The organism is Microbacterium oryzae (assembly GCF_030406385.1).
Lineage (GTDB): Bacteria > Actinomycetota > Actinomycetes > Actinomycetales > Microbacteriaceae > Microbacterium > Microbacterium oryzae_A.
This window is the reverse complement of the sequence record NZ_JAUEPM010000005.1, coordinates 65,028-82,705: the sequence shown is the minus strand read 5'-3', so window position 1 is coordinate 82,705 and position 17,678 is coordinate 65,028. Positions and strand designations below refer to the sequence as shown.

The window sequence follows — 17,678 nt, the reverse complement described above, 5'->3', positions numbered from 1 at the left end:
CATGAAAGCGTTCCTCGACTGGCTGAGCACGCTCTCACCCTGGCTGGAGATCCCGATCATCATCGGGGTGTTCCTCGTCGCGGTGGGCATCCTGCTCTTCTTCATCGAGATCGCGCCGCGTGCGGGCCGGGTGTACACGTACATCCGGCTCGCCGCGTGCGTGCTCTTGCCGCTGGGGATCATGTGGATCCTCCAGTCGTACTGGTGGGCGATCATCGCCGCCGGTGCGCTCGGACTGCTGTTCTTCTGGCTCGACTACCGCGGGAAGGAGGGGGCGGGATACCTCTTCCAGCTGGTCGGGTTCCTCGCTCCGGCGCTGCTGCTGCTCATCGTCGGCCTGATCTTCCCGGTGATCCAGACGTTCGGGCAGTCGATGTTCAACGCCAGTGGGACGCGCTTCATCGGGCTCGACAACTTCATCTGGATCTTCACGCAGCCGCAGGGCATCCGGACGGTCGTCAACACGATCGTCTGGGTGCTCGTCGCGCCGGTGGTGTCGACGGTCGTCGGCCTCGTGTACGCGTACTTCATCGACAAGACGCGCGGGGAGAAGGTCTACAAGATCCTCGTGTTCCTGCCGATGGCGATCTCGTTCGTGGGCGCGTCGATCATCTGGCGGTTCATGTACACCGCGCGCCCGGCCGACGCGGATCAGATCGGCTTCGTCAACCAGATCATCGTCTGGCTCGGCGGCAGCCCCGTGTCGTTCCTCCAGGTGGAGCCGTGGAACACGCTGTTCCTCATCGTGGTGTTCGTCTGGATCTACACGGGCTTCGCGATGGTGGTGCTCTCGGCCGCCATCAAGGGCGTTCCGACGGAGCAGCTGGAAGCCGCTGAGCTCGACGGGGCGAACGCCTACGAGCGGTTCATGAACGTCGTCGTGCCGGGCATCCGGCCATCCATCGTGGTGGTGCTGACGACGATCGCCATCGCGTCGATGAAGATCTTCGACATCGTCCGCACCATGACCGCCGGTGCCAACAACACTTCGGTGCTCGCGAACGAGATGTACTCGCAGTTCCGCAGCTTCGAGGGCGGACGAGCCGCAGCGTACGCCGTGGTCCTGTTCGTGCTCGTGCTGCCGCTGGTCATCTACAACGCGCGTCAGCTCAAGGCGCAGAGGGAGGTGCGCTGATGACCGCCACCGAGACCGTCACGACCGGCAGGTCGCAGCGACGGGTTCTGAACGACACCAAACGCCGCCTCACGTCGCCGTGGGCGACCATCGCGGCTCTCGTGATCGCCGTGCTCTGGACGATCCCCACCTTCGGCATCTTCATCTCCTCGTTCCGTCCGCGGGTGGAGATCCAGACGACCGGATGGTGGACGGTCTTCCAGAACTGGGGCTGGACGATCGACAACTACGTCGAGGCGCTCAACACCTCGACGGGAGGCCTGACGCTGCTGGGGTCGTTCGTGAACTCGTTCGCGATCACGCTGCCGGCCGCGATCATCCCGCTCATCCTCGCGACGCTCGCCGCGTACGGGTTCGCCTGGATGGACTTCAAGGGCAAGAACGTGCTGTTCGTGCTCGTCTTCGCCCTGCAGATCGTGCCGATCCAGATGGCGTTCATCCCGCTGCTGCAGCTGTTCTCCCAGGGCACGCTGTTCGGCGTTCCGGTGATCCAGGCCGTCGGGTCGTCGGGCTACGCGCAGGTGTGGCTCGCGCACACGATCTTCGGCCTGCCGCTGGCGATCTTCCTGCTGCACAACTTCATCGCGCAGATCCCCGGTGACGTCATCGAGGCCGCGCGCGTGGACGGAGCGGGGCACGGGCAGATCTTCTTCCGCATCGTGCTGCCGCTCAGCATGCCGGCCATCGCGTCGTTCGCGATCTTCCAGTTCCTGTGGGTCTGGAACGACCTGCTGGTGGCGCTGATCTTCGCCGACGGCAACGTGGCGCCGATCACGAAGCTGCTCGCGCAGATGACGGGCTCCCGAGGTCAGGACTGGCATCTGCTCACGGCGGGCGCGTTCATCGCGATCATCGTGCCGCTGCTGGTGTTCCTGTTCCTCCAGCGGTACTTCGTGCGGGGCCTGCTGGCAGGGTCCGCGAAGGGCTGATTCCACGCAGCCCCACTCGGCATGTCCCGGTTATGCACCTCAAAGCGGTCGCTTGGGGTGCACAACCGGGACATGCCGTGTGGAGAGGAGGTCAGCCGCAGCCGACGCGCCGCTGCGCGGACTCCATGGCCGCGATCTCGGCGGTCTGCGCCTGACCCATGTTCCGCGCCGTCTCGATCACGCGCGGCGCGCTGCCGAGCTGGACGACGGCATCGGTCATCTCGACCGCGCCAGCATGATGGCGGATCATGAGGCCGAGGAAGAGGCAGTCCTGCTCGGCGCCGTCGAGCGCCGCGAGCCGCGCGAGCTCCTCGTCCGACGCCATGCCCATCTGCGCCTCGAGCTCCTCCGCCGTCGCGGAACTCGCGCCGTGCGCATGCCCCGCGTCGGCCATCCACGACATCAGCGGGTCACCCGCCTGCGGCAGATCCCACTCCACGAGCCACCCGAACATCTCGCCGCGCTGCGCGGACTGCGCGGTGGCGATGTCGTAGGCGATCGATCGCAGCTCGTCGTCGGCGGTGGAGCGGTACTCGATCATCGCCATCTCGACTGCCTGGGCGTGATGGACCTGCATGTCGCGGGCGAAGCCGGCGTCGGCGGCGTTCGGCCCGCCATCCGTCCCGCCCGCCTCGGCGAGCGCCCCGAACGTCGTGAAGCGCCCGGCCGCGAAGGCGAGCGCCGCCACGAGGACGACGCCGACGGCGACCGCGATCCACCGCACGCGCCGCGGGGCATCGGTCATCCGGTTCAGCCGACCTTCCCGGGGCCGTCGATCGCGCCCGTGCATACCGCGCCCGGCTCCGGCACGCTGTCGTTCCGCCAGTACTCCTCGAAGAAGTCGGCGATCCGCTCGTCGTCGGCGGAGTCGGCCTTCAGCTGCGCGTTCCACGCACTCACCGCGATGGGCGTGCCCATGTCGGGGTAGGGGGAGAGGATCGCGTAGCTCGAGGGGAGGTACCCCTCGAGGGTCTCGACGTCTTCGTCGCTCACGAGCTCGGGGTCGTAGGTCACCCACACCGCCCCGTGCTCGAGGGAGTGCACGGCGTTCTCGTTCTGCTGCGGCTCGGTGTAGACGCCGCAGTTCAGCCAGTAGGCGTTGTGCGGTCCGCCTGCCGGCGGCGTCTGCTCGTAGTCGACCGTGCCCTCGACGTGCGTGTTCGTGTTGGAGAACGTCTCGACGCCCTCGATCTCGGCGCCGGTTCCGCCGATGTCGTACGAGGCGTCCTTCGAGGCCGGCGCGAAGACGAACGAGGCCACCACGGCCGCGACGACGGCCACCGCGGCGACGGAGCCGACCGTCCACCAGAGCACCCTGCCCCGCTGGCGGCGCTTCAGCTGGCGCTGGTACTCGGCGAGCTTCTCCTGTCGCTGCGCCTCGCGCTGCTGCTTGATGCTCTGCGCGATCTGGGCCTGCTTCGCGGGGTTGCCACTGGACTGCTGAGGGCGCTTCTGCGTCGACACGCTCCGATCCTATGCGCGCGAATGCGGCGGCCGGCTGGGAGTGCGCGGCGAGACAGCCGATGGCCAGGGCAAACCCATAGGATGGCCGTCGTCCCCTTCGCGCGGATTCCTCCGCCGTCGTCAGGGACATTCTTCATTTCCCGTCCCTCTCGTCCGCGAAAGCAGCGCCCACGCCCACGATGACTCACGAATCCCGCTCCTCCCGCGACCCGCGCACCGGCATCATCCCGACCGCCACCGGCATCCTCCCGGTGCCCACGGGGACGATCGCGCTGCCCGACTACGCGCGGGCGGCGGCGGGCGAGATGCCCACCACGCACCGCGGCGACGCCCTCTCGAGCCGACGCCGGCTGGCGTACGTGCTGCTGCTGGGAGCGCTCACCGCGCTCGGCCCGTTCACGATCGACCTGTACCTGCCGGCGTTCCCGCTGCTGGAGCGTGATTTCGCGACGACGAGCGCGGCCATCCAGCTCACCCTCACCGGCACCATGATCGGCTTCGCGCTCGGGCAGCTCGTGGTGGGGCCGCTGAGCGACAAGGTCGGCCGACGGCGTCCCCTCCTCATCGTCACGGGACTGCACGTGCTGGCGAGTGTCGCGGCGGCCCTCGCACCCTCGCTCGAGCTGCTGGGCGCCGCGCGCGTGCTGATGGGAATGGGCGCGGCCGCCGGCGGCGTGGTCGCCATGGCGATGGTGCGCGATCTCTTCGGCGGGCGACGGCTGGTCGTCATGCTCTCGCGGCTGGCGCTCGTCACGGGCGTCGCCCCGGTCATCGCGCCGCTCATCGGCTCGGCGCTGCTGTCGGTGTTCCCGTGGCGCGGGCTGTTCATCGTGCTCGCGTCCTACGGCGTGATCATGCTGCTGTGCGCGATCTTCGCCCTGCCGGAGACGCGCCCCGCCGCCGACCGCGTCGCGCACGAGACCGTGTCGGTCTGGCACCGCTACCGCGTCGTCCTCACCGACCGTGTGTTCCTGGGGGTGCTGCTCATCGCGGCGATGACGTTCTCGGGACTGTTCTCGTACCTCTCGTCATCATCGTTCCTGTTCCAGCAGACGTACGGCTTCTCCCAGCTGCAGTACGGGGCGCTGTTCGCGACGAACTCGATCGGCCTCGTCATCGGCAACCAGATCGCCGCGCGACTCGCCGCCCGCTTCGGGCCGCAGTGGGTGCTCGCCTTCTCGACGGCGGTGCTGCTTCTCGCGGGCGCCGCGATCGTCGTGTGCGACCAGCTCGAGCTCGGCGTGTGGGGCATCATGGTGCCGCTGTTCGTCTTCATGTCGATGTGCGGCTTCACCTTCCCGTGCGGTCAGGTGCTCGCGCTCGACCGGCACCCCGAGGCGGCGGGCACCGCGGCGTCGATCCTCGGCGCGACGAACAACGGCGTCGCCGGTCTCGTCTCGCCGCTCGTGGGCGTCATCTCGGCCGGATCCGGCATCACGGGCACGACCATGGCCAGCGTCATGGTCGGCTGCTCCGCGATCGCCGTCGTGTCGCTATGGGTCATAGTGCGTCCGCGCACGCTTGGCAAGCTCGCCGACTGAAACCGCGCGCTCGGGCACAATGGCCCGATGACGACGTGGCGGCGGAGCATGGTGTGGTGGGGGATCGCCCTCATCGCGGTGGCAGCGGTGCTGGGATGGGCCACGGTGCTGCACCGCGACCCGTTCGACATCGACACCTGGTGGTCCGATGTGCTCTCGCAACCCCCATCCGGCGCGCAGCTGTGGGTCTCGCTCCTGCTCGACGACGTCGGCGGCGGATGGTGGGCCATCCTCATCCTGCCGCTCGCGATCGCGGCCATCCTGTTCGCGACGGGTCGCCGATGGGGTGCGCTGTACTTCCTCGTGGCCACGGCGGTCAGCGCGGGGTTCGTGCAGCTGCTCAAGCAGCTCTTCAGCCGGCAGCGCCCCGAGGACATCCTCGTCGTGGTCGACGCCGGCTCATTCCCCTCGGGGCATGTGGCGAATGCGGCGACGGTCGTGTTCGCGCTGTGGGTGCTCTTCCCGAGCTGGTGGATGGCCGTGGTCGCGGTGGTCTGGACGGTCGCGATGGCGTTCGCCCGCACGTACCTCTCCGCCCACTGGGCGAGCGACACGGCCGGGGGCGCGCTCATCGGGGTCGGCGTCGCGCTGCTGGTCGCGGGGATCATGAACGCTCGGCTCCTTCGCGAGCAGGACCGACGCGTGAAGCTGCGTGAGGACCGTGGGAATGGCGCCGTCGCCGCGTAGCGGCCCCCGCGCTCGTCGCCAGGGTGAGGCCATGTGTCCCGAAGACCGCTCTTCCGCTGAGCTCGAGCGTCTGCGTGCGGAGGCCGCGCTCGCCGAGGCGGAGCTCCGCGCGGCCGAGGCGCGGGCTCGACTCGCCGCGGCGGAGGCGGCGGCCGCGAAGGCGGCCGGAGCGGACGCGAGCGTGCCGCCCTCGGACGCGACCCCGCTGGCCGTCGAGCCCGCGGCCATCCTCTCGCCGGAGGAGGTGCGACGCGTCGCAGCGGCATACGGCTTCCCGGGCGCCGCGGTCGACCTCGGCGCGCTCGTGAACGGCGAGCCGCTCGCCGACGTGCAGGTGCGCATCCCGCTGGCGATGCTGAACCGGCACGGGCTGATCGCCGGCGCAACCGGCACCGGGAAGACCCGCACGCTCCAGAGTCTCGCCGAGCAGCTCGCCGCACACGGCGTGCCGGTCTTCGCCGCTGACATCAAGGGCGATCTCACCGGGATGGCCGTGCCCGGCGAGGCGAGCGAGAAGGTGACCCGCCGAACCGCCGGGATCGGGCAGGACTGGCAGCCGGCGGCGACGCCCGTGGAGTACCTCGCCCTCGGCGGGCAGGGGACCGGGGTTCCCGTCCGCGCGACCGTCACGGGTTTCGGGCCGCTGCTGCTGGCGAAGGTGCTCGGGCTCAACCGCACGCAGGAATCGAGCCTGGCCCTCGTGTTCCACTACGCGGACGAGGCCGGCCTGCCGCTCGTCGATCTGGCCGACCTCCGGGCGGTGCTCATGCATCTCACGAGCGACGAGGGCAAAGACGAGCTGCGCGCGATCGGCGGCATCTCCTCGGCGACGGCGGGCGTCGTCCTCCGCGAGCTCGTCGCGTTCGCCGAGAGCGGCGCGGATGCGTTCTTCGGCGAGCCCGAGTTCGACGTCCTCGACCTCCTGCGCGTCGCGGCGGATGGCCGTGGCATCGTGTCACTGCTGGAGGTGGCGGGCGTCGCCGAGCGGCCGGCGCTGTTCTCCACCTTCCTCATGTACCTCCTCGCGGAGCTCTTCGAGGTGCTGCCGGAGGTCGGCGACCTCGACAAGCCGAAGCTCGTGTTCTTCCTCGATGAGGCGCACCTGCTCTTCCGCGACGCGTCGAAGCCCTTCCTCGCCGCGATCACCCAGACCGTCCGGCTCATCCGCTCGAAGGGCGTCGGAGTCTTCTTCGTGACGCAGACTCCGAAGGACATCGACGCCGACGTGCTCGCTCAGCTCGGCTCCCGCGTGCAGCACCAGCTGCGCGCGTTCACACCCGACGACGCGAAGGCGCTCCGCGCCACGGTGCGCACGTACCCCCGATCGCAGTACGCGCTCGAGCGGGTGCTCCAGGAGCTCGCGACCGGGGAGGCGATCGTCACCGTGCTGAGCGAGGAGGGCGCGCCCACCCCGGTCGCCTGGACCCGGCTGCGCGCGCCGCAGGGGCTGATGGACGCCGCCCCCGCGGCGGAGATCGAGCGGGCCGTCGCCGGCTCGCCGCTGCTGCCGCGGTACGGCGAGAGCGTGGATCGCGAGTCGGCGTACGAGATCCTCACGGCCAAGATGAAGGCGGCGGCTGAAGCCGCAGCGGCGGAGGACGCGGCGCTCGAGCAGGCGCGGATCGATGCCGAGTACGAGCGGCAGCAGGCGGCCATCGAGAAGCGGGCGCAGCGCGAGTACGACCGGCTTCTGAAGAGCACGGCGAGGCGCACGACCACCCGGCGCAGCACGCGATCCAGCACGGATCGCATCGTCGAACGGGTGGTGGGCTCCGCCGCGACGACGCTCGTCAACAGCGTCATCCGCGGGATGTTCGGCACCGGCCGACGTCGCTGATCCCGTCAGGGCTACGTCGCGCTCGCCGCGGGGTCGGATGTCCGCGGCGGGCGCCGCAGGAAGCGATCGGCGATCTGCAGGCCGAGTCCGCCGTCGAGCACGATGCCGTGACGCGCGTCCTTTACGACCGTGAGGCGCGCTCGGGGGATGGCCGCCGCGAGGATCCGCGCATGATCCACCGGGGTCAGCTCGTCGTGCTCGCCGTGCAGCACGAGCGTGGGCGTCGTGACGCCGCCGAGCGCGGCGAGTGCATCGTGCTTCCGACTGGCCCGGTGATGGCGGGCGAGAGCGGTGCGGTCCCGCCCGACCGCGAGCAGCCGGACGAGGTCCTGCCGGTCGGCATCCCAGAAGACGGAGGCGACCTGCCGGGGGTCGGACGAGCGGATGGCGCGGTCGGCGGCATCGGACCGCCGCGACCCGCGCGCATCGCCGGCGGACGTCGAGACGAGGGCGAGCCGTCGCAGCCGGTCGCCATGATCCACCGCCAGCCACTGCGCGACGCGGCCGCCCATGGAGTGACCGAGCACGTCGGCCCGATCCGCTCCGGCGGCGTCGAGGATGCGCACGGCGTCGTCGGCGAACAGCCGCGTGGTGAAGCGCTCGGCTTCGCCCGACTCGCTCTCGCCGATGCCCCGGTGGTCGAAGATGATCACCCGCCGCCCGGGCAGGAGCGCCGGCCCGACGATCTGCCACGACCCGTGGTCGACGGCCTGCCCGGCGATGAGGAGGAGCGGGTCGCCGTCTCCCGCGCTCCAGTACGCGAGCCGCGCACCGTCCGCCGCGGTCGCGTCATGCCGCGCCCACTCGGGCCCGTATGCCGGTTTCACGCGCGCGGCCGGGCCGCGGCGGACTCCGGGCGCGCGGGCGCGGCGAGAGCCGGGGCGGGCACGGCGAAGTCGTCGTCCGGGGTCGACTGCTCGGCGTCGTTCTCGGGCGTCTCGACGCCGTCGTCCTCCTCCGGAACAACCCCATCGTCGTGCTCGGGGGAGACGGCGTCCTCAGGGGCCGCTTCCGGCGCCGGTGCCGCGGTCGGCAACGGTGCAGGGGGCGCCGTGGATTCCGGCAGCGGAGCGAGCGTGGGAGCGGGATGCGGATCGGGCGCGGGCGTCGGAGCCGGCTGCGGCTCGGGGTCCCGCGTCGGCTCGGGTGTCGCTTCCGGCTCCGGAGCGACGTCGGGGTCCGGGGTGGCCTCCGGCAGCGGCTCCGGAGTGGCCTCGGGCACGGGCTCGACCGTGACCTTCGGCGCGGGCGTCGCCCTCGGCAGCGGGGTCGGGTCGGGTGCCGGCGTCGCCTCGGGGGCCGCTGTCACCTCCGGACGGGGCGCCTCGGTCGGCGTCGGCTCGGCCTTCGGGGCGGGCAGCACCGCCCGGCGACGCGACGGGTCCCGGCTGTCGTCGGTGGGCTGAGGTGTCGGCTCGGCGGGCGGCATCTCGGCGTCGGGGGTGGGGCCGGGGAGCAGCTCGTCGGACGCTTCGATGGATGCGCTCGCGGCGCCATCCACGAAGGAAGACCGGTCCTCGCCGCTCGGGCTGAATCCGCCGCCGAGCGACGCGGCGAGTGCGGCGCTCGCCACGACTGCCGCCGCGAGACCCGCTCCCACGAGGCCGCCGATCGTCCGCATGCGCGATCGAGGATGGGCGACAGCGCTGCCCGGACCGCGTGCAGAGGCGCCGGCGGGATCCGGTGCCTCGGTGTCGCGGGGGCTGTCGTCGTCTGTCGTCATAGGTGCGGTTCGTGCTCGTCACGGCGACTGCCGGGTGAGGCGACGCACGATCGGATCGGCCGGTTCGGGTTCTGGGCCTCGTTCATCCTCCCACCCGTTCGGCTCGTCGCGCCACCCGAGGAGCGAGCTCAGTGTTCCGGGACCCCCGCCGTCCACACGCGCAGCACCTCGAGATCGCGCGTCCAGAGCACCGCGTCGGCGACGGCGCCGACCCGCAGCGACCCGAGATCCTCGCGCCCGAGCACTCGGGCCGGCACGCCGGTCGCGGCATCGACCGCGTCGGGGAGGTCCACCCCCAGCGCGACGACGCGGCGCACGGCGGCATCCTGCGTGAGCGTGGAGCCGGCGATGGTATCGGTGCCCCGCACCATAGCGACACCGTCCGCCACGACGACCTCCAGCGACCCGAGCGTGTAGTCGCCGTCGGCCATCCCCGTCGCCGCCATGGCGTCGGTGACGAGCGCGACGCGGCCGGGCGCCGCACGCAGCAGCAGGAGCATGACCGCATCGTCGACGTGGACGCCGTCGGCGATGAGCTCGAGCACGACCCGCTCCTCGCGCGCGGCGACGGGGATCGGTCCCGGGCGGCGATGGTGGATGGCCGGCATCGCATTGAACGCGTGCGTCACGAGGGTCGCCCCCGCGTCGATCGCCGCCGCGGTCGTCGCCGCGTCGGCGTCGGTGTGCCCGATCGCGGCGATCGCCCCCGACGCCACGATCTGCCGGATCGCCGCCAGCGCTCCGGGGAGCTCGGGTGCGATCGTCACCTGCCGGATGGTCTGTGCTCCGTCGACGACTCCGGCCGCGAGCAGGCGCGTCACGGCGTCCGCGTCGGGCGCGCGAAGGAGCGAGAGCTCGTGCGCGCCGTGGTGAGCGGGGTCGAGGAAAGGCCCCTCGAGATGGCTGCCGAGGACGTCGTCGTCCTGCCGGGCGAGCTGGGCGATCTCGGTGACGCGGGCCTCGAGATCCGGGAGCCTCGCCGTGACGAGCGACACCACCGCACGGGTGGTGCCGTGACGCCGGTGGTGGGCTCGCGCGCGTCGGATCGCATCGGTCCCGTCGTCGTAGGCGGCGCCGGCCGCGCCGTGGCCGTGCAGGTCGATGAGCCCGGGTGTGAGGACGGCACCCTGGCCGGCGATGTCGACCGCGTCCAGCACGTCGTCACCTGCCTGCGCGGCGGCGCGCCATCCCTCGCCATCGCCCTGGCCGACGATCCCGCCGCCCTCGACTCGGATCCAGCCGTCGCGCACCGCGCGGCCGCCCGAGACGAGCAGCGCGGAATGGATCACCATGCTCATGCCACGACCCTCCCACATCGCGCGCCCTCCCTCATCGCGGAGGCAGGGTCATCCGCCGCTCTTCGGCTATGCTGTTCGCGTCGCGACTGGCGTTGAGGTGGTGAACCACCGGGAAGCGACCGAGACGGCATTCGACCGCACGCCTGGGCCGGAGCGAAAACCCCTGTTGTCTGTCGTCTGGAGATCGCCATGACCGATCCGCTGTTCAACGCCCCCCTGACCGAGGTCGACCCGGAGATCGCCGAGGTGCTGCAGCGCGAGCTGAACCGCCAGCGCGGCTTCCTCGAGATGATCGCCTCAGAGAACTTCGTACCCGTCTCGGTGCTGCAGTCGCAGGGATCCGTGCTCACGAACAAGTACGCCGAGGGCTACCCCGGCCGCCGCTACTACGGCGGCTGCGAGGAGGTCGACGTCGCCGAGGAGCTCGCGATCGCGCGCGCCAAGGAGCTGTTCGGCGCCGAGTTCGCGAATGTCCAGCCGCACTCCGGCGCGACCGCGAACGCCGCCGTGCTGCACGCGATCGCCCGCCCCGGCGACACGATCCTCGGCCTGTCGCTCGACCACGGCGGCCACCTCACGCACGGCATGAAGATCAACTTCTCCGGGCGTCTCTACGACATCGTCGCGTACGGCGTCGACCCGGAGACGTCGCTCGTCGACATGGATGAGGTGCGCCGCCTCGCCCTCGAGCACAAGCCGAAGGTCATCATCGCGGGCTGGTCGGCGTACCCCCGCCAGCTCGACTTCGCCGCGTTCCGCGCGATCGCCGACGAGGTGGGCGCGTACCTGTGGGTCGACATGGCGCACTTCGCCGGGCTCGTCGCCGCGGGCGTGCACCCGAGCCCCGTGCCGCACGCGCACGTCGTCTCCTCCACGGTGCACAAGACGATCGGCGGCCCCCGCTCGGGCTTCATCCTCACGAACGACGCCGACCTCGCGAAGAAGATCAACACCGCGGTGTTCCCCGGGCAGCAGGGCGGCCCCCTCATGCACGTGATCGCCGCGAAGGCGACCGCGTTCAAGCTCGCGGCCACCGACGCCTTCAAGGACCGCCAGGAGCGCACCGTCCGCGGCGCGGCCATCCTCGCCGACCGCCTCATGCAGCAGGACGTCCAGGGTGCCGGCATCTCGGTCCGCTCCGGCGGCACCGACGTGCACCTCGTGCTCGTCGACCTCCGCGATGCCGCCATCAACGGCAAGGAGGCGGAGGATCTCCTGCACGAGATCCAGATCACGGTGAACCGCAACGCGGTGCCGAACGACCCGCGCCCGCCGATGGTCACCTCGGGCCTGCGCATCGGGACGCCCGCCCTCGCGACGCGCGGCTTCGGCGAGCCGGAGTTCACCGAGGTCGCGGACATCATCGCGCTCGCGCTGCTCCCCGGCGCCGACGTCACCACGCTGCGCGAGCGCGTGGCGAAGCTCGCCGACGCCTTCCCGCTCTACCCCGAGCTGGAGCAGGTCGGCCAGGGCTACGCGGGCGCCTGACGGATGACCGCACAGATTCTGGACGGCAAGGCCGCGTCGGCGGCGATCAAGGCCGAGCTCACCGAACGGGTGGCGGCGCTCAAGGAGCGCGGCGTCACGCCGGGCATCGCGACGGTGCTCGTCGGCGCCGACCCCGCCTCGCAGCTGTACGTCGGCATGAAGCACAAGCAGTCGGTCGCGATCGGCATGAACTCCATTCAGCGCGAGCTGCCGGCGGACGCCACGCAGGCCGACGTCGAGGCGCTCATCGACGAGCTGAACGCCGACCCGTCGTGCCACGGCTACATCGTGCAGCTGCCGCTGCCGAAGCACATCGACACCGACGCGATCCTCGAGCGCATCGACCCCGCGAAGGACGCGGATGGCCTCCATCCGACGAATCTCGGACGCCTCGTCCTCAACGTCAACAGCCCGATCGACACTCCGCTGCCGTGCACGCCGCGTGGTGTCATCGAGCTGCTGCTGCGCAACGGGTACGACCTGCGCGGCAAGCACGTCGTCGTCGTCGGTCGCGGTGTCACCATCGGGCGGTCGATCGGCCTGCTGCTCACGCGCCGCGACCTGAACGCCACGGTGACGCTCACCCACACCGGCACCGTCGACATGGCGCAGCACCTGCGCCGGGCCGACGTGATCGTCGCCGCCGCCGGCGTGAAGCACCTCGTGCGCGCGGAGGACGTCAAGCCCGGTGCCGCCGTGCTCGACGTCGGCGTGACGCGCGAGATCGACCAGGAGACCGGCAAGCAGAAGGTGTACGGAGATGTCGCGCCCGACGTCGCCGAGGTCGCCGGCTTCGTGTCGCCGAACCCCGGGGGAGTCGGGCCCATGACGGTCGCCCTGCTCATGACGAACGTGGTGGAGGCCGCCGAGCGCTCGCTCGCCTGAGCCCGCTGAGACGACGAAGACCGCGGCCGGTGGCCGCGGTCTTCGTCGTCTCGGTCAGTGCGCGGTGTGACGATCGAGGAACTCGTACACCTCGAGGTCGTCCACCCCGGGGAACGCGCCCCGGGGAAGCGGCGAGAAGATGTGCGTGTGCACGCGTGCGCTCGGCCAGGCCTTGCCGCGCCAGGGCGACTCGGCGACGCTCTGCGGGCGCCGGCAGCAGGACTCGTCGGGACACGTCGACACCGCGCGCGCCTGGGTCTCCCGCCCGCGCCACCACTTCGCATCGTCGAACGGGACGCCGACGGTGATGGAGAACTCGCCCGAGCTGCGCGATCCGGTCTGCGTGGCGCACCAGAAGGTGCCGGCGGGGGTGTCGGTGTACTGGTAGTGCTCGGTGGTGCGGTTCTGCTGCTCGAACGCGTTGCGCGCGGCGAACTTGCGGCAGACGATCTGACCCTCGACCGCGCCCGTCACGTCCTCGGGGAGGGGGAGCCCGTCGTTCTCGTAGACGCGCTCCACCTGCCCCTGGCCGCCGACGCGGAGGAAGTGCAGCGGCATCCCGAAGTGCTTGGTCAGCAGGTTCGTCATCCGCATGCCGGCGGCCTCGTGCGTGACGCCGAACGCGTCGCGGAGATCCTCCACAGCGAGATTGCGCTCCTTGCGACCGCGGTCGAGGAACGCCACGGCCGCGGTCTGCGGGATGAGGCAGCAGGCGGCGAAGTAGTTGATCTCGAGGCGCTGCTGGAGGAAGTCCGCGTAGTCCGTGGGGCGCTCGTGCCCCAGCAGGCGGTGCGCCATGGCCTGCAGCGCCATCGACCGCAGGCCGTGGCCGCCGGGGATGGACGCCGGCGGCAGGTAGATGCGGCCGTTCTCGATGTCCGTGATCGAGCGCGTCGACGAGGGCAGGTCGTTGACGTAGATGAGTTCGAAGCCCAGCTGCTCGGCCATGATGCTCACGGTCCGGTGCTTGAGCGCGCCGGCGGTGTGCCCCGCCGCGCGCAGCTGGCGCTCCGCGAGCTCCTCGATCTCGGGGAGGTAGTTGTCCGCCGCGCGCTGCCGCAGGCGCAGCTCGGTGTTGGCGCGGCGTGCTTCCTCGGGCGTCGCGCTCGCCTCGTTCTCACGCCGCTGCAGCTCGCGGTGGAGGCCGATGATCGACTCGATGGTCTCGTCGCTGAGGCCCTTCGTCACCTTGATGGGGGGGATGGCCAGCTGACGGAACACCTGGCTGGACTGCACGCGCTCCAGCTCGATCTCGAGAGCGGCGCGCCGGTTCGGCGGCTCGCCGGAGATGAGGTCGGTCACGTGGGTGCCGAGCGCATCCGCGAGCGTCTGCAGGAGCGACAGCTTCGGCTCCCGCTTGCCGTTCTCGATGAGGCTGAGCTGGCTGCCGGCGACACCGACGAGCGCGCCGAGCTCGTCGAGGGTGAGCCCGCGCAGCACGCGGTGGTGACGGATGCGGTGGCCGAGCGTCTTCAGCTCGATCCCGGACTTGTGCTCGGTGGTCGGCGGCATTCCTTGATGATAGCGAAAGATCTCTGCTTCTTTCCGGTCGAATTGGCGTAAAAGAGTTCCAGAACCGCGAGAACCTGGCAGAGCGACACCGCATCACATCGAAGGAGCTCTGATGGCCATCGCCGAATCCCTCGCCCCTCACGCGGCCCACGACCCCGCCGCGCTGGGCGCGCGGCCCGCTTTCGACGGACCCGGACCCGGCATGGCGGCCCTCATCGCGTGGGTCGACGAGATCGCGACCCTCACGCAGCCCGATCGCATCCACTGGGTGTCGGGCAGCGAAGAAGAGCGCACCGCGCTCCTCGACCAGATGGTCGCCACCGGCACGCTGATCCGGCTCGACCCCGAGAAGCGCCCGAACTCGTTCCTCGCCCGCTCCGACGCCGGCGACGTCGCCCGCCTCGAGTCGCGCACGTTCATCTGCTCCGAGCGCGAGGAGGACGCCGGCCCGACGAACAACTGGGCGGAGCCCGCCCGCATGCGCGAGACCATCCAGCCGCTCTTCCACGGCTCGATGCGCGGCCGCACCATGTTCGTCGTCCCGTTCTCGATGGGCAAGGTCGGCGGTCCGCTGTCGAAGCTGGGCGTGCAGATCACCGACAGCCCGTACGCCGTGGCCTCGATCCAGATCATGACCCGGGTCGACCAGGAGGTCACGCGCCTCATCGCCGAGGGGGCGGAGTGGGTGCGCACGGTGCACTCCGTCGGCGCCCCGCTCCGTCCCGACGAGGCCGACGCGGTCTGGCCCTGCAACGACGAGAAGTACATCGTCCACTTCCCGGACTCGCTCGAGGTCTGGTCGTTCGGCTCCGGCTACGGGGGCAACGCCATCCTCGCGAAGAAGTGCTACGCGCTGCGCATCGCGTCGGTCCTCGGGCGCGACCAGGGCTGGATGGCCGAGCACATGCTCCTCATCCGAGTGGTCGATCCGCAGGGTCGGGAATACCACGTCGCGGCCGCGTTCCCCTCGGCCTGCGGCAAGACGAACCTCGCGATGCTGCGTCCGACCATCCCGGGCTGGAGCGTGCAGACGCTCGGCGACGACATCACGTGGATCCGCCCGGGCGAGGACGGGCGCTTCCACGCGATCAACCCGGAGGCCGGCTTCTTCGGCGTCGCGCCCGGCACCGGCGTGACGACCAACATCACGGCCGTCGAGACCCTGCGCGAGGACGTGCTCTTCACCAACGTCGCGCTGACCGACGACGGCGACGTGTGGTGGGAGGGGCTCACGGAGGAGACGCCCGCGCACCTCATCGACTGGCAGGGGCAGGACTGGACCCCGGACTCCGGGCTCCCGGCCGCGCACCCGAACTCCCGCTTCACCGTGAGCGCCGCACAGGCGCCGTCGATCTCGGACGACTGGGAGGACGCGGTCCCGCTCGACGCCATCCTGTTCGGCGGACGCCGCGCGACGAACGTGCCGCTCGTCGTCGAGGCGTTCGACTGGGAGCACGGCGTGTACCTCGGGTCGACGATCTCCTCCGAGCGCACCGCCGCCGCGGAGGGGACCCTCGGCGAGCTGCGCCGCGACCCGTTCGCCATGATGCCGTTCTGCGGGTACAACATGGCGGACTACTTCGCTCACTGGCTGGAGATGGGCGGCACCGCCGAGCAGCTGCCGCGGATCTTCCAGGTCAACTGGTTCCGCCGAGGCGCGGATGGCCGCTTCCTCTGGCCGGGATTCGGCGAGAACTCGCGGGTCGTGGACTGGATCATCCGCCGTCTCCAGGGCGAGGCCGAGGCCATCCCGTCGCCGATCGGCCTGCTGCCCGTCGTCGACGAGCTGAACCTCGACGGGCTCGACCTGCCGGCCGCCGACCTCGAGGAGCTCTTCGAGATCGACGCGGACTCCTGGCTCGCCGAGGCGAAGCTCACCGAGGAGTTCTACGACACGTTCGGCGACCGCCTCCCGGCGGCGCTGCGCTCCCAGCTCGCGGCCCTGCGCGGCCGCCTTCAGAACGCGAAGGCCTGATCCGCACAGACGGCCTTCCGCCGCGTCGCCCGGACCGCACGCCGAGCGGCGCACGCGCACGGCCCGCCCCCTTCCGATCGGGGGCGGGCCGTTCCACGTCTGCGGCGGTCAGCTGCGCAGGATGGTCAGGGCCCGGTCGACCGCGGATGTCGCCTCCTCGTGGTCGAGGGGAGCGTCGTCGAAGACCGTGACCGCGGCCTCGCCGGCGGCGCGCGCGGACATGGCCGGCGGCCTCCAGACACCGACGATCTCGCCCTCGTGCACGATGATCGGGCGCACCATCCCGTTGCGGCCCGGTCCGACCGCCGCGTGCGCGGCGGGGCTCCCCGTCAGCGAGCGATCGGCGTAGGAGATGCAGTACTCCTCGAACGTCGGCAGCGCGAGCGTCGCGGGCGCGCTCGAGCGCGCCCGCGGCGGGGCCGCAGCGGCGTAGCGCGGCTCCGGCCCTTCATCCACGACCCGGAGCCGGTGCACGGCGCCGGCCGCCGCCGCGCGGCTGGCGCCGAGCGGCAGGCCCGCCCACCACGCGAAGTCCCGCACAGTCGCCGGGCCGTGCCCGGTGATGTATCGAACGAAGAGCTCGGCGGCCGGGTCCGCGTGGGTCGCGTGATCCTGGATCCACTCATCCGCCAGCACCAGGTGCTGCTCCCGCGGCTCGAGGTTCTCCCGCCGCACGACCGGCCCCCACACCAGGAGCCCGCGGATGGCGAGGGCCGCGATCAGGTGGTACCCGCGCTGGCCGGCGGTGGAGAGCCCGTCCGCCTCCCATACCGCGAGCAGCTCGGCGCGGGTGAGGCGTCCGCCGCCCGACAGCGCCCGGACGGCGAGCGTCTCCGCGCGCGCGACGTCGCTGCCGTCGAGGCCGAGGTCGGCCATCCGCTTCGCGTCGCCGCGCAGCATGCGTGCGCCGGTGACGGCGAGCATCCACCCGAGGTCCTCCGCCACGACGGTGTGGAGGGTGCCCCGCTGCGTCCACGCGCGGACCAGGGCGCCGCTGTCGAAGGCGCGGTCGACGGCGGACACGCCCGTGTCGCGGGTGCGCGAGGCCAGAGCCAGGCGCCCGCCCCACAGATCCTGCGACTGCGTGGCGGCGAGGTGGCGTGCGGCGTCGACGGCCGTGGCCGCCGGCGCGGTGAGACGATGGTGGCGCAGGCGCGCTCGCCGCAGCTCCGTGACGTGCATGGCCCTCATCCTGCCGCGGACG

General features: G+C 71.3%; 15 protein-coding genes and 1 riboswitch. Of the genes, 8 read left to right on the top strand and 7 right to left on the bottom strand.

What is annotated here, in order from left to right:
* Window position 1: 1 nt before the first annotated feature.
* The gene (locus tag QWJ90_RS09190) at window positions 2-1,135 is read left to right on the top strand and encodes a carbohydrate ABC transporter permease (RefSeq protein WP_290107443.1); all 1,134 of its coding nucleotides are present in this window, start codon (window positions 2-4) and stop codon (window positions 1,133-1,135) included.
* Complete coding sequence (locus QWJ90_RS09185; protein ID WP_290107442.1) at window positions 1,135-2,064, top strand: carbohydrate ABC transporter permease; 930 nt, start codon at window positions 1,135-1,137, stop codon at window positions 2,062-2,064. Before QWJ90_RS09190 ends, QWJ90_RS09185 begins: the two co-directional genes overlap by 1 nt.
* A 91-nt stretch (window positions 2,065-2,155) precedes the next feature.
* On the opposite strand, the gene QWJ90_RS09180 is transcribed toward QWJ90_RS09185, so the two are convergent.
* Both QWJ90_RS09180 and QWJ90_RS09175 read right to left on the bottom strand, forming a co-directional pair.
* Window positions 2,156-2,809: a DUF305 domain-containing protein gene (locus QWJ90_RS09180; protein WP_290107440.1), complete on the bottom strand. Its 654-nt coding sequence runs from the start codon at window positions 2,807-2,809 to the stop codon at window positions 2,156-2,158.
* A gap of 5 nt (window positions 2,810-2,814) precedes the next feature.
* Window positions 2,815-3,528, bottom strand: coding sequence for a DUF3105 domain-containing protein (locus QWJ90_RS09175; protein ID WP_290107439.1), 714 nt, complete (start codon window positions 3,526-3,528; stop codon window positions 2,815-2,817).
* A 305-nt stretch (window positions 3,529-3,833) separates the two neighbouring features.
* Between QWJ90_RS09175 and QWJ90_RS09170 the strand changes: the two genes are divergently transcribed.
* The 3 genes from QWJ90_RS09170 to QWJ90_RS09160 are packed head-to-tail and all read left to right on the top strand — an operon-like array spanning window position 3,834 to window position 7,593.
* Window positions 3,834-5,069, top strand: a complete 1,236-nt coding sequence (locus QWJ90_RS09170) for a multidrug effflux MFS transporter (protein ID WP_290107617.1) — start codon at window positions 3,834-3,836, stop codon at window positions 5,067-5,069.
* 27 nt (window positions 5,070-5,096) lie between these two features.
* Window positions 5,097-5,756 carry a phosphatase PAP2 family protein gene (locus QWJ90_RS09165; RefSeq protein WP_290107438.1) on the top strand — a complete coding sequence of 220 codons (660 nt, stop codon included), beginning with the start codon at window positions 5,097-5,099 and terminating at the stop codon, window positions 5,754-5,756.
* 31 nt (window positions 5,757-5,787) lie between these two features.
* Complete coding sequence (locus tag QWJ90_RS09160; protein ID WP_290107436.1) at window positions 5,788-7,593, top strand: helicase HerA-like domain-containing protein; 1,806 nt, start codon at window positions 5,788-5,790, stop codon at window positions 7,591-7,593.
* Window positions 7,594-7,604: 11 nt separating this feature from the next.
* Here the strand turns inward: QWJ90_RS09160 and QWJ90_RS09155 are convergent, their stop codons facing one another.
* The 3 genes from QWJ90_RS09155 to QWJ90_RS09145 all read right to left on the bottom strand — a co-directional run bounded on the left by QWJ90_RS09155 (window position 7,605) and on the right by QWJ90_RS09145 (window position 10,614).
* A complete protein-coding gene (locus QWJ90_RS09155) occupies window positions 7,605-8,420 on the bottom strand; it encodes an alpha/beta fold hydrolase (RefSeq protein WP_290107435.1) in 816 nt (271 codons plus the stop codon).
* Window positions 8,417-9,214: a hypothetical protein gene (locus QWJ90_RS09150; protein WP_290107433.1), complete on the bottom strand. Its 798-nt coding sequence runs from the start codon at window positions 9,212-9,214 to the stop codon at window positions 8,417-8,419. Before QWJ90_RS09150 ends, QWJ90_RS09155 begins: the two co-directional genes overlap by 4 nt.
* Before the next feature lie 230 nt (window positions 9,215-9,444).
* A complete protein-coding gene (locus tag QWJ90_RS09145; protein ID WP_290107431.1) occupies window positions 9,445-10,614 on the bottom strand; it encodes an N-acetylglucosamine-6-phosphate deacetylase in 1,170 nt (389 codons plus the stop codon).
* A gap of 72 nt (window positions 10,615-10,686) precedes the next feature.
* A riboswitch (ZMP/ZTP riboswitch) is annotated at window positions 10,687-10,770 on the top strand.
* Window positions 10,771-10,803: 33 nt separating this feature from the next.
* Between QWJ90_RS09145 and glyA the strand changes: the two genes are divergently transcribed.
* Both glyA and QWJ90_RS09135 read left to right on the top strand, forming a co-directional pair.
* The gene (glyA, locus tag QWJ90_RS09140; RefSeq protein WP_290107429.1) at window positions 10,804-12,102 is read left to right on the top strand and encodes a serine hydroxymethyltransferase; all 1,299 of its coding nucleotides are present in this window, start codon (window positions 10,804-10,806) and stop codon (window positions 12,100-12,102) included.
* 3 nt (window positions 12,103-12,105) lie between these two features.
* On the top strand, window positions 12,106-12,987 hold the full coding sequence (locus QWJ90_RS09135) for a bifunctional methylenetetrahydrofolate dehydrogenase/methenyltetrahydrofolate cyclohydrolase (protein ID WP_290107428.1): 882 nt from the start codon (window positions 12,106-12,108) through the stop codon (window positions 12,985-12,987).
* Window positions 12,988-13,041: 54 nt separating this feature from the next.
* Here QWJ90_RS09135 and QWJ90_RS09130 read toward each other — a convergent pair whose 3' ends face one another.
* Window positions 13,042-14,499 (bottom strand): XRE family transcriptional regulator, encoded by a 1,458-nt coding sequence (locus tag QWJ90_RS09130; protein ID WP_290107427.1) that lies wholly within the window; start codon window positions 14,497-14,499, stop codon window positions 13,042-13,044.
* Window positions 14,500-14,611: 112 nt separating this feature from the next.
* Between QWJ90_RS09130 and QWJ90_RS09125 the strand changes: the two genes are divergently transcribed.
* Window positions 14,612-16,474 carry a phosphoenolpyruvate carboxykinase (GTP) gene (locus QWJ90_RS09125; protein WP_436836696.1) on the top strand — a complete coding sequence of 621 codons (1,863 nt, stop codon included), beginning with the start codon at window positions 14,612-14,614 and terminating at the stop codon, window positions 16,472-16,474.
* A 108-nt stretch (window positions 16,475-16,582) separates the two neighbouring features.
* Here QWJ90_RS09125 and QWJ90_RS09120 read toward each other — a convergent pair whose 3' ends face one another.
* Entirely contained in the window at window positions 16,583-17,656 is a 1,074-nt protein-coding gene (locus QWJ90_RS09120; protein WP_290107426.1) for a winged helix DNA-binding domain-containing protein, read from the bottom strand.
* Window positions 17,657-17,678: the final 22 nt, after the last annotated feature.

What these genes read in the sequence shown, in the direction of transcription:
- QWJ90_RS09190 (WP_290107443.1), top strand. Translation starts at nt 2, where the DNA reads ATGAAAGCGTTCCTCGACTGGCTGAGCACGCTCTCACCCTGGCTGGAG.
- QWJ90_RS09185 (WP_290107442.1), top strand. Translation starts at nt 1,135, where the DNA reads ATGACCGCCACCGAGACCGTCACGACCGGCAGGTCGCAGCGACGGGTT.
- QWJ90_RS09180 (WP_290107440.1), bottom strand. Translation starts at nt 2,809, where the DNA reads ATGACCGATGCCCCGCGGCGCGTGCGGTGGATCGCGGTCGCCGTCGGC.
- QWJ90_RS09170 (WP_290107617.1), top strand. Translation starts at nt 3,834, where the DNA reads ATGCCCACCACGCACCGCGGCGACGCCCTCTCGAGCCGACGCCGGCTG.
- QWJ90_RS09165 (WP_290107438.1), top strand. Translation starts at nt 5,097, where the DNA reads ATGACGACGTGGCGGCGGAGCATGGTGTGGTGGGGGATCGCCCTCATC.
- QWJ90_RS09160 (WP_290107436.1), top strand. Translation starts at nt 5,788, where the DNA reads ATGTGTCCCGAAGACCGCTCTTCCGCTGAGCTCGAGCGTCTGCGTGCG.
- QWJ90_RS09150 (WP_290107433.1), bottom strand. Translation starts at nt 9,214, where the DNA reads ATGCGGACGATCGGCGGCCTCGTGGGAGCGGGTCTCGCGGCGGCAGTC.
- QWJ90_RS09145 (WP_290107431.1), bottom strand. Translation starts at nt 10,614, where the DNA reads ATGAGCATGGTGATCCATTCCGCGCTGCTCGTCTCGGGCGGCCGCGCG.
- glyA (WP_290107429.1), top strand. Translation starts at nt 10,804, where the DNA reads ATGACCGATCCGCTGTTCAACGCCCCCCTGACCGAGGTCGACCCGGAG.
- QWJ90_RS09135 (WP_290107428.1), top strand. Translation starts at nt 12,106, where the DNA reads ATGACCGCACAGATTCTGGACGGCAAGGCCGCGTCGGCGGCGATCAAG.
- QWJ90_RS09130 (WP_290107427.1), bottom strand. Translation starts at nt 14,499, where the DNA reads ATGCCGCCGACCACCGAGCACAAGTCCGGGATCGAGCTGAAGACGCTC.
- QWJ90_RS09125 (WP_436836696.1), top strand. Translation starts at nt 14,612, where the DNA reads ATGGCCATCGCCGAATCCCTCGCCCCTCACGCGGCCCACGACCCCGCC.
- QWJ90_RS09120 (WP_290107426.1), bottom strand. Translation starts at nt 17,656, where the DNA reads ATGCACGTCACGGAGCTGCGGCGAGCGCGCCTGCGCCACCATCGTCTC.